General features: G+C 66.6%; 12 protein-coding genes. 8 read left to right on the top strand and 4 right to left on the bottom strand.

Annotated elements, in window-relative coordinates; all coding sequences use genetic code 11:
* Positions 1-109: 109 nt before the first annotated feature.
* On the top strand, positions 110-934 hold the full coding sequence (locus AC1DX2_RS00475) for an SDR family NAD(P)-dependent oxidoreductase (protein WP_477194317.1): 825 nt from the start codon (positions 110-112) through the stop codon (positions 932-934).
* A 17-nt stretch (positions 935-951) separates the two neighbouring features.
* On the opposite strand, the gene AC1DX2_RS00470 is transcribed toward AC1DX2_RS00475, so the two are convergent.
* Entirely contained in the window at positions 952-2,595 is a 1,644-nt protein-coding gene (locus tag AC1DX2_RS00470) for a methyl-accepting chemotaxis protein (protein ID WP_477194316.1), read from the bottom strand.
* A gap of 230 nt (positions 2,596-2,825) precedes the next feature.
* On the opposite strand from AC1DX2_RS00470, the gene AC1DX2_RS00465 reads away from it, so the two are divergent.
* The 5 genes from AC1DX2_RS00465 (at position 2,826) to AC1DX2_RS00445 (ending at position 7,362) form a co-directional block, all read left to right on the top strand.
* A complete protein-coding gene (locus tag AC1DX2_RS00465; RefSeq protein ID WP_477194315.1) occupies positions 2,826-3,380 on the top strand; it encodes a cysteine hydrolase family protein in 555 nt (184 codons plus the stop codon).
* Between the two features lie 173 nt (positions 3,381-3,553).
* Positions 3,554-4,753, top strand: a complete 1,200-nt coding sequence (locus AC1DX2_RS00460; RefSeq protein WP_477194314.1) for an amino acid aminotransferase — start codon at positions 3,554-3,556, stop codon at positions 4,751-4,753.
* Positions 4,754-4,757: 4 nt separating this feature from the next.
* Positions 4,758-5,366, top strand: coding sequence for a nucleotidyltransferase family protein (locus AC1DX2_RS00455; RefSeq protein WP_477194313.1), 609 nt, complete (start codon positions 4,758-4,760; stop codon positions 5,364-5,366).
* A complete protein-coding gene (locus AC1DX2_RS00450) occupies positions 5,363-6,715 on the top strand; it encodes a hypothetical protein (RefSeq protein ID WP_477194312.1) in 1,353 nt (450 codons plus the stop codon). Before AC1DX2_RS00455 ends, AC1DX2_RS00450 begins: the two co-directional genes overlap by 4 nt.
* A gap of 137 nt (positions 6,716-6,852) precedes the next feature.
* On the top strand, positions 6,853-7,362 hold the full coding sequence (locus tag AC1DX2_RS00445) for a pyridoxamine 5'-phosphate oxidase family protein (RefSeq protein WP_477194311.1): 510 nt from the start codon (positions 6,853-6,855) through the stop codon (positions 7,360-7,362).
* Between the two features lie 16 nt (positions 7,363-7,378).
* Here AC1DX2_RS00445 and ygiD read toward each other — a convergent pair whose 3' ends face one another.
* Positions 7,379-8,233 (bottom strand): 4,5-DOPA-extradiol-dioxygenase, encoded by an 855-nt coding sequence (ygiD, locus tag AC1DX2_RS00440; RefSeq protein WP_477194310.1) that lies wholly within the window; start codon positions 8,231-8,233, stop codon positions 7,379-7,381.
* A gap of 121 nt (positions 8,234-8,354) precedes the next feature.
* Here ygiD and AC1DX2_RS00435 point away from each other — a divergent pair, with 121 nt between their 5' ends.
* A complete protein-coding gene (locus tag AC1DX2_RS00435) occupies positions 8,355-9,911 on the top strand; it encodes a polyhydroxyalkanoate depolymerase (protein ID WP_477194309.1) in 1,557 nt (518 codons plus the stop codon).
* A gap of 7 nt (positions 9,912-9,918) precedes the next feature.
* The gene (rsxB, locus tag AC1DX2_RS00430; RefSeq protein ID WP_477194308.1) at positions 9,919-10,593 is read left to right on the top strand and encodes an electron transport complex subunit RsxB; all 675 of its coding nucleotides are present in this window, start codon (positions 9,919-9,921) and stop codon (positions 10,591-10,593) included.
* 27 nt (positions 10,594-10,620) lie between these two features.
* On the opposite strand, the gene AC1DX2_RS00425 is transcribed toward rsxB, so the two are convergent.
* Together AC1DX2_RS00425 and AC1DX2_RS00420 are read right to left on the bottom strand one after the other, a co-directional pair.
* A complete protein-coding gene (locus AC1DX2_RS00425) occupies positions 10,621-12,045 on the bottom strand; it encodes a multicopper oxidase family protein (RefSeq protein ID WP_477194307.1) in 1,425 nt (474 codons plus the stop codon).
* Positions 12,042-13,421 (bottom strand): TolC family protein, encoded by a 1,380-nt coding sequence (locus AC1DX2_RS00420; RefSeq protein WP_477194306.1) that lies wholly within the window; start codon positions 13,419-13,421, stop codon positions 12,042-12,044. The genes AC1DX2_RS00425 and AC1DX2_RS00420 overlap by 4 nt, the downstream gene beginning before the upstream one ends.
* Positions 13,422-13,447 lie beyond the last annotated feature (26 nt).

Raw genomic sequence — 13,447 nt, 5'->3', positions numbered from 1 at the left:
CGCGCACACCCGAAAACCGGCCGGCCAGTGCGCTGCTGACATACCCCTGGCAAGTGGGTTGGACTAGACTGCGCCCACCGCCCCAGTTCACACCAGAAAGAAGCCAGCCATGAGATTGCAAGGCAAGATCGCCATCGTCACCGGTGGCACCAGCGGCATTGGCCGGCGCATGGTGGAGCGCTTTGTGGAAGAAGGCGCCACGGTGTTCTTCACCGGCCGCCGCGCCGAACTGGGGGCCGAAGTGGCCCGCGCCACCGGCGCCACCTTCATCGAAGCCGACGTGGCGCTGGAGGCTGATGCCCAGCGCACCATTGCAGCCGCCACGGCCGCCAGCGGCGGGCGGCTGGACATCCTGGTGAACAACGCCGGCATCGCCATCGGCACCGGCGCGCTGGAGACGGTGAATCTGGCCGACTTCGACACCACCATCGCCGTGCACGTGCGCGGCGCGCTGGCCCACACCAAGCACGTGACGCCGCTGATGCGCGCGCAGCGCCAGGGCAGCATCATCAACATCACCTCGGTGGCCGGGCACCGCGCCGGCTACTCATCGTCCATCAGCTACAGCGTGGCCAAGGCGGCGCTGCTGCACCTGACGCGCTGCACCGCGCTGGAGCTGGGTGAGGACGGCGTACGGGTGAATTCCATTTCGCCCGGCGTCATCGCCACCGGCATCTTCGGCAAAGCCCTGGGCCTGGAGACGGCAGCAGCAGAGGCCACGGCCGAGAAGGTCAAGATCGCCCTGAAGGGCGCGCAGCCCATCCCGCGCGCCGGCGTCACCGACGACATCGCCCACGCTGCGGTCTACCTGGCCAGCGACGAATCGACCTTCGTCAACGGTGAGGACATCGTGGTCGATGGCGGCCTGATCCAGGGCCGGCGCTTCTCGGAAGCTTCAGCCGGCCGGGCCGCCATGCGTGCCATGTTCGACTGAGTCCGGCGCACCGCCGGTCATTTCAGGCGCAGGAAGGCCCCAGGCGTCGCCAGGGCGGGAGCGCCGCCACCGTAGCTGCTGTGGTTGGCGATAGCACCCAGGCCACCCACCCCGCCATCGGCCAGCTTGAAGATCGCCACCGCCTGCACCAGGTCTTGCGCCTGGCCTTTCAGGCTGCTGGCCGCCGCGGCCATCTGCTCCACCAGCGCGGCGTTCTGCTGCGTGGCCTGGTCCATCTGCGTCACCGCCTCACCCACCTGGGCCACGCCCTGAGCCTGCTCGTTGCTGGCGGCACTGATCTCGCCCATGATGTCGGTCACCCGGCGGATGGCGCCCACCACCTCGGCCATGGTGCTGCCGGCCTGGTCCACCAGCGCCGAGCCCTGCCCCACCCGCTCCACGCTGGCGCCTATCAGGCCCTTGATCTCTTTCGCCGCCTCGGCGCTGCGCCCGGCCAAAGACCGCACCTCGCTGGCCACGACGGCAAAGCCACGCCCCTGCTCACCGGCGCGCGCGGCTTCCACGGCGGCATTCAAGGCCAGGATGTTGGTCTGGAAGGCGATGCCGTCGATGACGCTGATGATGTCGGCGATCTTCTTCGACGAATCGTTGATGCCCTTCATGGTCTGCACCACCTGGCCCACCACCTCGCCGCCCTTGACGGCCACGGTGGAGGCGCTCATCGCCAGCTGGTTGGCCTGGCGTGCGTTGTCGGCGTTTTGTTTCACGGTGGAGCTGAGTTCTTCCATGGAAGCAGCGGTTTCCTCCAGCGCGCTGGCCTGGCTTTCGGTGCGGCCGGACAGGTCATGGTTGCCCTGGGCGATTTCGCTCGAGGCGGTGGAGACCGACTCCACCCCGCCACGCACCTGCGTCACCAGTTCGCGCAGCCGGGCCACCATGTCCGACTGGGCGCGCATCAGCACGCCGAACTCGTCCTTGCGGTCGTCGTGCACGTTGCGGGTCAGGTCGCCGCCGGCAATCGCCTGGGCCAGTGACACGGCCCGGTCCAGCGGCTGGGTGATGGAGCGCACCAGCGTCCAGGCCATGAAGATGCCCAGCGCAAACACCACCACCACGGCGGCGATGGCCATCATGGTCAAGTCCTTGCGCACCCCGTCCAGCGCACTGCGGGCGGCGTCGCGCTGCTGCTCCTGGGCCTGGACGAACTTGTCCAGCGAGTCCAGGTAAGCCTTCGCGCGCGGCTGGTATTCCTTGTCGAGAAACGCCTGCTTGACCGCCACATCGGGCGACTCCTTGATGGCCTTGGTCTTGTCACCCAGGCCGCGGATCTCGGCGCGCGTCTTGGCCACCACGTCCATGGCGGCCTTGCCGATGTCCGAGGTGGCGTTCTTGGTGATCAACTCCTGCACCGGCGTGATGCGCGCTGTCAGCGCCGCCACCTTGGTTTCCAGGTCTTTTTTCACCGCGTCGTCGGTGGTGACATAGGTGATCATGTTCTGCGCCACCGCCAGTTCCGCCAGCCCGCGCCAGCGCACCGCCAGGGTGATCGCGTCCTCGTACTTGGACACCAGCTGCTCGGTGGTGTCGGTGGCCGTCCTGGCGCGCAATTGCGTCCAGGTGGCCGTCGCCAACAGCAGCAGCAGCAAGCCCAGGATCACGCCCCACAGCTTGTAGGCCACGCGCACATTGTTGAAATTCATGTTTTGTCCTCTGGTGAACCGCGCACCGCCGGCCGGCGACGCCGAACGACCAACGTCCACGCGATGCGCAAACGGCAGTTGCAAGCGTAGTCTAAAGCGTGGCGACCGGCCACCCCACAACCCCCCGGGGTGACTGCCTACTTGAAAACCGCACACGAGGACGCTGCTGTTTGCTCGCTCACTTGGTTTGCGGCACCTGCGAAGCAAGCCAAGGCGTCAAAATGCACCCCATGGACACGCAAGCAGCCGCTCTGATCATCATCGACATGCAAAAAGGCATGGCCACGTCACAAGCCGGCCCGCGCAACAACCCGCAGGCCGAGGCCAACATCGCCCGGCTGTTGCAGGCCTGGCGCGACAAGAACTGGCCCATCGTGCACGTGCGCCACATGTCGCGCGCGCCCGGCTCGCTGTTCTGGCCGGGGCAGGTCAACAACGAGTTCCAGCCGGCACTGGCGCCGCTGCCGCACGAGCACGTGGTGGAGAAGAACATTCCCTGTGCCTTCACGCTCAGTGGGCTGGAGCGCTGGCTGCGCGTGCGTGGCATTGGCCATTTGGTCATCACCGGCGTCAGCACCAACAATTCGGTGGAGGCCACGGCCCGCTCCGCCGGCAACCTGGGGTTTGCCGCACGAGTGGTCAGCGACGCCTGTTATGCGTATGACAAGACCGATTTCGCCGGCACGCCGCGCAGCGCCGCCGAAGTGCACGCCATGTCGCTGGCCAACCTGGATGGCGAGTATGCTCAAATACAGGGCACCGAACAGGTGCTCAGCCAGAGTTGACTGGTGCTGAGTGCACCCCTCTGAGGCAAGGCCAAAAGCCCTCAGCCGCCAGACCCCGTAAAATCACTGATTGCGCAGGCCCGGTTTCCGTGCTTTCGCCCGGCCACCCGCCGGTTCCCCGCTCGCTCGTCTATTTTTTTCGATTCACGCTCTAACCAGGAACCGCCTCCATCATGTCGTCCATGTTCTCCGCCGTCGCAATGGCCCCCCGGGACCCGATTCTGGGTCTGAACGAGCAGTTCAATGCCGACACCAATCCGGCCAAGGTCAATCTGGGCGTGGGCGTGTATTTCGACGCCAATGGCAAGCTGCCGCTGTTGCAGTGCGTGCAGGCGGCCGAAAAGGCCATGATGGAAGCGCCCAAGCCGCGTGGCTACCTGCCCATCGACGGCATTGCCGCGTATGACGCCGCCGTCAAGAGCCTGGTGTTCGGCGCCGACAGCGAGCCGGTCAAGAGCGGCCGCGTGGCCACCGTGCAGGGCCTGGGCGGCACCGGCGGCATCAAGATCGGTGCCGACTTCTTGAAGCACCTGCAGCCCACCGCCAAGGTGCTGATCAGCGACCCAAGCTGGGAAAACCACCGCGCGCTGTTCACGCAGGCCGGCTTCGTGGTGGAAAACTACGCCTACTACGACGCTGCCAGCCACGCCGTCAACTTCGACGCCATGCTGGCCGCGTTGAAGGCGGCTGAGGTGGGCAGCATTGCCGTGCTGCACGCCTGCTGCCACAACCCCACCGGCTGCGACATTTCGCCCGCCCAGTGGGACCAGGTGATCGCCGTCGTCAAGGACCGTCAGCTGACCCCCTTCCTGGACATGGCCTACCAGGGCTTTGGCTATGGCATTGCCGAAGACGGCGCGGTGATCGCCAAGTTCGTGCAAGCCGGGCTGGTGTTCCTGGTCTCCACCTCGTTCAGCAAGAGCTTCAGCTTGTACGGCGAACGCGTGGGCGCTTTGAGCGTGCTGTGCGCCAGCAAGGAAGAGGCCGACCGCGTGCTCAGCCAGCTGAAGATCATGGTGCGCACCAACTACAGCAACCCACCCACCCATGGCGCTGCCGTGGTGGCTGCTGTGCTGGGCAACCCCGAGCTGCGCGCGCTGTGGGAAAAAGAGCTGGGCGAGATGCGCGTGCGCATCAAGGCCATGCGCAGCCGCCTGGTGGAAGGCCTGAAGGCCGCCGGTGTGAAGCAGGACATGAGTTTCATCACCAGCCAGATCGGCATGTTCAGCTACTCCGGCCTCAGCAAGGACCAGATGGTGCGCCTGCGCAATGAATTCGGCGTCTATGGCACCGACACCGGCCGCATGTGCGTGGCCGCGCTGAACGACAAGAACCTGGACTACGTGTGCGCCTCCATCGCCAAGGTGATGTGACACCGTGAGCCGTGACGCCGTGGGCCGGTCCGACCCCGACCAGTTCATCCAGCAAGCGCTGCAAAACCGCCACAACCAGGCGATACTGCAGCGCCTGCACGAGCTGGCCCTGCCAGACTGCTGGCTGGTGGCGGGCTGCCTGTTCCAGAGCGTGTGGAACCTGAAAAGCAGCCGCGCGCCCGAAACCGGCATCAAGGACTACGACCTGTTCTATTTCGACGGCGACGATCTGTCCGAAGCCGGCGAGCAGGCCGTCAACGCCCGCGTGCAGGCGCTCTATGCCGACCTGGGCGTGGAGGTGGAGATCAAGAACCAGGCGCGCGTGCACCTGTGGTACCGCGACTATTTCGGCCACGACTATGACGCACTGCACAGCAGCAAGGACGGGCTGGACCGCTTCCTCGTCAAGTGCACCTGCGTGGGCCTGCGACCTTACGGGCAAGGCAGCCTGGAGCTGTACGCCCCCAACGGCCTGGACGACCTCTACGACGGCGTGCTGGAAGGCAACCCCAAGTGCAACCACGTGAAGCTGTTCGAAGCCAAGGCCGCCAGCTACCAGTCGCGCTGGGATTGGCTGACCATCAAGCGGGCGAAAGCGCTGGCGGCGACATGAAGCGCATCCTTCTGCTGCTTGCCGCGCTGCTGGCCAGTGCCTCCAGCTTTGCCTGGAACAGCCACGCCTTCGCTGCCTACCGCGCACTGGAGCGCATGCCCGAGCTGGCCCGGGCCCAGCCAGTGGTGGTGGAGTCGCTGGAGGCCTTTTTGCGCGCCGAAGAACGCCCCATCGAAGCCCTGCTGGCCAGCCAGGAACTCTGGGCCGCCGGCAACCTGAAGGCCTACCCTGCCCGCCCCGCCGCGCTGGCCTTCACGGCCGATGACAAGCGCGACGACGCGGCCCGCCGCCTGGCCTTTCTGCGCGCTCTGCGCGTGGCGCCAGACGCGCGCTTTGCGCTCTACCTGCAGCAAGACCCGCAGGCCGCACCCGACGCCACCCTGCCGCCGCTGCCCTACAGCGCCGTGCACACGCTGCCCGAGCCGGCCAACAACACCAGCACCTTCTTCGTCGGCCTGAAGCCCGGCCAGGCGGTGAGCCCGCTGGCCGTGGTGGCCAGCGCCTCGCAAGAGCCCGACTTTGGCCTGGACATCAACCTGTTTGACGACAGCCCGTCCGACTGGGGCAAGCAATACGGTTTTGGCAAGCTGCCCTTTGGCAACCCGGCGGTCAACTTCTCCACCCAGGCGCCCTTTCACATGGGCTTTTACCACCAGGACCGCGTGCTCTACATGGCCGCACCGTTCCTCAAGCGCACCTTCCCCGCGCTGCGCGCCTACCAGTTCGCCACGCTGTCGGCCATGGCCTTTCGCACCGGCCACCCATACTGGGGCTGGCGCTTTGCGGGCATGAGCCTGCACTATGTGCAAGACCTGACGCAGCCCTACCACGCCAGCCTGGCGCCCGGCCAGGGCACGGCCAAGCTGATCGGCATCAACACACTGGCCATGGTGGGCTTTCCCAAGGCCAAGAACGAGATGGTGACGCTGCTGAGCAACCAGCACCTGGCGCTGGAGAAGTACCAGGCCGAACTGGTGCTGGCCGCCGCGCTGGCGCACCAGGACACCCCGGTGATCCAGGCCCTGCGCGACACCAACCGGGACGCCCGCTACCCCGCCTGGACCACGCTGTACGCCCGCGATGTGGTGGCCGCTGAAGCCGCCAACCACGCCGACCGCCTGGTCGCCGTGCTGCTGGACGCCATGCCCGCGGCCTATGTGGCCGACCCCGGCTTCGACCTGGGCGCCAGCGACGCCAGGATCAGCCTTACTGCGGAGATGGCCAAGCAACCGCCGGCCAAACGCGCCGCGCTGGACGCCAGCATTGCCGAGTTGCTGGGGCACTTTGGCGCGCACAGCCGCAATGCGCTGCGGGCGATTTTGGCTGCTGGCGGCGTCACTCGGAGCTGAGCCGTTAGGTTGGCGGAATCAAGCCGCCACCGCACTCAGCTCCATGGCTGGAGTGCCTGACTGTGCCACGCCACACAGACATACTGGGCAACGCCTTGTACCGTGGTGGCATCCGAACCCCCAATGGAGATCGCCACATGGACACCCATGACACCCTGCACGACAACACCGCCCAACACTTGTGGTCGCTGATCAAGGACATCCGCTTTGCCATGGTCACCACCCACCACACCAACGGCCACCTGCACGCCTGGCCGATGACGATGCAGAACAAGTCGCTGGACGAAGGCCGGCTGTGGTTTTTCATGTCTCGCCGGGCCGAGGCCCTGCATGAGCTGATGGCATCGCCTTCCGTGGGCATCGCCTTTGCCGACCCGGGCAAGGACACTTACGTATCGCTGTCCGCCGTGGCCAGCCTGGTGAACAAGCCCGACAAGGTGCGCGAGCTGTGGACCAAGATGGACGACGCCTGGTTCAAGGGCGGCGCCGAGGATGCCGACCTGGCGCTGGTGGAGGCCACCATCATCCACGGCCACTACTGGGACGTGAAGGAAAGCAAGCTGACCCAGTTGGTGCTGATGGCCAAGGCCGCGCTGACCGGCAACCAGCCGCCGCGGCTGGGCGAATCGGGTGAAGTGCGGTTCTGAGCAACTCTGAGCTGCGTCAGCCCCACACCACCGAGCGCATGGATATCGCTGCCAGTTGGTAGCTGGTGTTGAAGAACTGCGGTTGCTCGTCCGACCCCACTGCCCCGGCGCAGTACAGCAGCGGCAGGTAGTGCTCGTGCGTGGGGTGTGCCATCTGCGCCACCTGCCCCAGGTTGCGGAAGTCGGCCAGGCCTTGCGTGTCGCCGCGCTCCAGTTGCTCTGTCACCAGGGTGTCGAAGGCCAGCGCCCAGTCATGCGCCTGGTTGGGCGCGGCGCCAGCTCGCATGGCACGCAGGTTGTGCACGATGTTGCCGCTGCCCACAATCAGCACGCCATGGTCGCGCAAGCCCCGCAGTTGCTGGCCCAGCGCGAGGTGCTGGGTGGGCACGCGGTCGTAGTCCATGCCGAGTTGCACCACCGGGATGTTGGCGTTGGGGAACATGGGTTTGAGCACGCTCCAGCTGCCGTGGTCCAGCCCCCAGGCGCTGGCGTCCACCTGCAGCGGCTTGCCGCTGTGAGGCTGGGTCAGCAGGCTGGCGATCTCGGCCACCGCCTCGGGCGCGCCGGGCGCCGGGTATTGCTGGTCAAACAATGCCTGCGGAAAACCACCAAAGTCGTGGATGGTGCGCGGCTGGGCCATGCCCGTCAGCGCCCACCCTTCGGTCAACCAGTGGGCCGACACGCACAAAATCAGCGCCGGCTTGGGGTATTTGGCGCCAAACTGCTGCCCCAGCGCCACCCAGCTGCGGCGGTACTCGTTGTCTTCGATGGCGTTCATCGGGCTGCCGTGGCCGAGGAACAGCACCGGCATGCGCGGCGTGCGCGGGAGTGTCTTCAAGGCGTCAAACAGGTGGACAGGTGATACGGTCATGTGCGATTCTCATGTGCGCGACATACATCCGTCACGCTTTTAGTAGTTTCACACCTATAACGGGTACGGCACAACTGTTATATTGCAACGCAACATTCAGATTTTTTAACCGGTCCCCATCATGCTGTACCAACTCTACGAAGCCCAACGCTCGCTGATGGAGCCGTTTTCCGATCTGGCCCAAGCCGCGGCCAAGATCTACAGCAACCCGCTGTCGCCCTTTGGGCAAAACCCGTTCGCGCAGCGCATCTCGGCCAGCTACGAGTTGATGCACCGCCTGGGCAAGGACTATGAAAAGCCGACCTTCGGCATCACCACCGTGGACGTGGATGGGGTGGACGTGGCCATCCACGAGCGGGTGGAGATCGACAAGCCGTTTTGCGAGTTGCGCCGCTTCAAGCGTTTCAGCGACGACCCCAAGACGCTCAACAGCCTGAAGGGCGAGCCAGCGGTGCTGATCGTGGCGCCCCTGTCGGGCCACTACGCCACGCTGTTGCGCGACACGGTGAAGACCATGCTGCGCGACCACAAGGTCTACATCACCGACTGGAAGAACGCCCGTCTGGTGCCGCTGGCCGAGGGCGAATTCCGCCTGGACGACTACGTCAACTACGTGCAGGAGTTCATCCGCCATGTGCAGGCCAAATATGGCAACTGCCACGTCATCAGCGTGTGCCAGCCCACCGTGCCGGTGCTGGCCGCCATCTCGCTGATGGCCAGCCGGGGCGAGACCACGCCCTTGAGCATGACCATGATGGGCGGCCCGATCGATGCCCGCAAGTCGCCCACCGCGGTGAACAACCTGGCCATGAACAAGAGCTACGCCTGGTTCGAGAACAACGTCATCTTCCGCGTACCCAGCAACTTCCCCGGTGCCGGGCGGCGCGTCTACCCGGGCTTTTTGCAGCACACCGGCTTCGTGGCCATGAATCCCGACCGCCACGCCAAGAGCCATTACGACTATTTCCGCGACCTCATCAAAGGTGATGACGCCAGCACCGACGCGCACCGCAAGTTCTACGACGAGTACAACGCCGTGCTCGACATGGACGCCGATTACTACCTGGACACCATCAAGACCGTGTTCCAGGAATTCAAGCTGGTGTACGGCACCTGGGAGGTGCGCAACCCCCAGGGTCAGCTGGAGCTGGTGCGCCCGCAGGACATCACCACCACCGCCCACTTCACGGTGGAGGGCGAGCTCGACGACATCTCCGGTTCCGGTCAGACCGAGGCGGCGCATGACCTGTGCACCGGCATACCCAAGTCGCGCCAGAAGCACCTGGAGGCCAAGGGCGCCGGGCACTATGGCATCTTTTCCGGCCGGCGTTGGCGCGACGTGGTATACCCGCAGGTGAAGGCCTTCATCGCCGAACACCAGCCCGCTGCCCGGGCGCTGGCCAAGAGCGCCGTGGCGCAAAAGCCGGCCCACCCTTCCGACATGGCCGCCAGCCTGGCCGCCGTGAAGCCGGCCAAAGCCAAAGCAGTGGTGAAGACCCGCCGCGCCGAGCCCGCGCCGGTGGCCAAGGCCAGTACCAAGGCATCGACCAAGCCCGCCGCCAAGACAAACGCCAAAGCGGCTGCCAAGGCAGTGAAAGCCACGCCCAAGAAAGCAGCCCTCAAGGCCAAAGCCACCCCATCCAAGCCCCTGGCCAAGCAGGTGGCACGCAAGAAGTGAGCGGCATGTGAGCAGCACCGCCAGCAGGGCGCTGCAGGCGCAGCGCATCCTGGCCGCGCTGCCGCAAACCCAGTGCACCCGCTGCGGCTACCCCGATTGCGCGGCTTACGCGCAGGCCATCGCCGATGAGGGCGCGCCCATCAACCAATGCCCGCCCGGCGGCGCCGAGGGCGTGGCGCGCCTGGCCGCCATCACCGGCCAACCCGTCTCGGCACTGAACCCCGCCCACGGCGTGGAAGGCCCACGCGGCGTGGCCGTCATCGACGAGGCCTGGTGCATAGGCTGCACGCTGTGCCTGGACGCCTGCCCCACCGACGCCATCCTGGGCGGCAACAAGCGCATGCACACCGTCATCGAGCCGCATTGCACCGGCTGCGAGCTGTGCATCCCGGTCTGCCCGGTGGACTGCATCACGATGGAGAACGTCACCGGCACAGCAACCGGCTGGGCCGCCTGGCCACAACCCATGGCCGACCAGGCGCGTGACCGCTATGCGTTCTCGCTGCGGCGGCGTGAGCGCGCCGAGGCCGAGCAGCAGCACAAGCTGCAAGCCAAGGCCGAAGCCAAGCTGGCCGACCTGCCGGGCCATTCGCGGCTGACGGACCCCACCGAGCTGGACAAGAAGCGCGCGGTGATTGAGGCCGCGCTGGCGCGGGCACGCGTCAAGCGCGCCGGCGGCTGAGCAACCTGCTTCAGTGCGGTTGCGGCCTCAATGCCCGCTGTGCCCCGAAGGCTTGCGCACCTGCACTTCCACGCCCGGTGCGCCGTGGTTGGCGTGCGGTGACATCGGCATGGCGGCTGGCTGCGGGCCAGGCTGTTGCCGCACTGCCTGCGGCACCACCCCGGTGTATTCATATGCCAGGCTGCCCGGCGGGTGCTTGTACCAACCCGGGTCCGAGTAGTCCCCTGCCTTCTGCCCCTTGCGCACCTTCAGCACGCTGAACATGCCGCCCATCTCCACGCCGCCAAACGGGCCTTCGCCCGTCATCATGGGCGCGGTGTTCTCGGGGATGGGCATGGCCATTTGCGCCATGTCGGCCATGCCAGCGCTGCCCATGGCCATGTAACCGGGCACCAGGTTGCTGATCTTCTGCGCCAGGTCGTCCTGCTGCACGCCAATCATCGTTGGCACATCATGGCCCATGGCGTTCATGGTGTGATGGCTCTTGTGGCAGTGCAGGCTCCAGTCGCCCTCTTCGTCGGCCACAAACTCCAGTTGGCGCATCTGGCCGACGGCAATGTCGGCCGTCACCTCGGGCCAGCGAGCGGTGTGCGGCACCGGGCCGCCGTCCGTCCCCGTGATGGTGAACTCATGGCCGTGGATGTGCATGGGGTGGTTGGTCATGGTCAGGTTGCCAATGCGCAGGCGCACCTTGTCGTGCTGGCGCACGTTGAGCGTGTCGATGCCGGGGAAGATGCGGCTGTTCCAGCTCCACAGGTTGAAGTCCAGCATGGTCATGGTGCGCGGCACAGCGCTGCCGGGCTCGATGTCGTAGGCGGCCAGCAGAAAGCAGAAGTCGCGCTGCACCTCGGCAATCAGCGGGTGTTTGCCACGCGGGTGGGTGATCCACAGGCCCATCATGCCCATAGCTATCTGCGTCATCTCGTCCGCGTGCGGGTGGTACATGAAGGTGCCGGGCCGGCGCGCCACGAACTCATACACCCAGGTCTTGCCTGGCTGTATGGACGGCTGCGTCAACCCGGTGACGCCGTCCATGCCATTGGGCAGGCGCTGGCCGTGCCAGTGCACGCTGGTGTGCTCGGGCAGCCGGTTGGTGACGAAGATGCGCACGCGGTCACCCTCCACCACCTCGATGGAGGGGCCTGGGCTCTGGCCGTTGTAGCCCCACAGCCGGGCGGTGAAGCCGGGCGCCATCTCGCGCACCACCGGTTCGGCCACCAGGTGGAACTCTTTCACGCCGTTGACCATGCGCCAGGGCAGCGTCCAGCCGTTCAGCGTCACCACCGGGTTGTAGGGGCGGCCGGTGCTGGGCAGCAGCGGCGCCTGGGTGGCGGGCGAGGTCTGGCTCACCGCCTCGGGCAGCGCGGCCAGGGCCACGCGGCTGACGGTGGCAGCGGATACAGCGGCGGTGATGGCGCCGGCGCCTTGCAAAAATGCGCGTCGTGAATTCATGGTGAGGTGCTCCCTTGCACGCGGCCCATCAAGGCCATTTCCAATTCCGCCTGGGCCAGCCAGAAGTCGCGCTGCGCCTCGATGGCGGCGTTGACGCTGGCGATCTGCTCGCGGGCGTCGGCCAGCAGCTCAAACACGCTGATCAGCATGCCGTTGTAGCGCAGCAGGTTCTCGTCGCTGATGCGTTTGCGCAGCGGCACGATCTCGTCGCGGTAGTGGCGGGCAAGCTCATGGCTCGCCCGGTAGCCCTGGTAAGCCTCGCGCACCTCGGAGCGGGCGTTGGTGGCCGTTTGCGCCGCTGCGTGCACGGCCTGCATGTACTGCGCCTCGGCCCGGGCCACCTTGGCGGTGCCCCAGTCAAACAGCGGCAGCTCCAAGGACACCTCCCAGCCGCGCTTGTAGCCGGCGTCGCCCGTGCCCTCCAGCACGCGGGCCGGGCCAGCCTCCAGCACGTTGATGAAGCGCGTCGTCTTGCTCAGACCCAGCTGGCTGGCCAGCGCCTCGGCCTGCAGTCGCGCGGCCTGCACGTCCAGCCGCTGGGCCATGGCCATCTGCTCCACATTGGGCAGGTCAACCGGCACCGTGGGCAGGTCGGGCAGGCGCTCGGGCAACTGGAAGGCCTGCTGGCCGTCCAGCCCCAGCAGGCGCGTCAAGCGCTCGCGGCTGGCCACGGCCAGCTGCGCCGCGCGCGTCTGTCCCAGCACCGCATCGGCATGGAAGGTCTGCTCCCTCGCCTGTTGCAGTTTGCTGAAGTTGCCGGCCTGGGCCATGCGCCGGGCCAGCTCGGCGCCGGCCTGCGCCGCCTGCAGCACCTGCCCGGCATAGCGCACAGCCTCAACGGCTGCTACGGCGTTGTAGTAAGCCTTGCGCGTGTCAGACGCCAGCCGCAGCAACTCCAGCGTGGCGGCCCGTTGCGTGCGCTCAAAGCGTCGGCGCTCCACCGCAGTGGCCTGCGGCAAGGTGATCAGCGCCAGCAGGTTGAAGCTGATGGCCTGCTCCACCTTGTATTCCTGCCCCGCCGGGCCAGCCTGGCTGGCGCGCAGCGCCGAGAAGCGTGGGTTGGGCAGGCGCCCGGCTTGCACCAACTCGGCCTCGCTAATGGCCAACTCGGCAAACGCGGCTTGCAGGCCCCGGTTGTTCAGCAGTGCCAGCTGCACCGCATCGTCCACGCTCAAGGGGTGGGCCAGCAGCTCGGTCACCCGATGGGCAATGCTGTCCTGGTCGGCCTGGGTGCGGGCCCAGGCCACGTCCTTGCCCAGGCGCTCGCGCGCCGTGGTGGTCACAGGGGCAAAGCCGCCGTCCTGGCTGAAGCTGGCGCAGCCGGCCAACCCGAAGGCGGCGAGCGCGGCCAAGGTGCCGGTGATGAGTAATCGCATGTTGTCCTCGCAAGAAAAGGGGGGGA

The sequence above is a fragment of the Hylemonella sp. P2_B10 genome (assembly GCF_056404875.1).
Note: the sequence above shows the minus strand (reverse complement) of the source record. Positions and strands in the feature narration are given on the sequence as shown.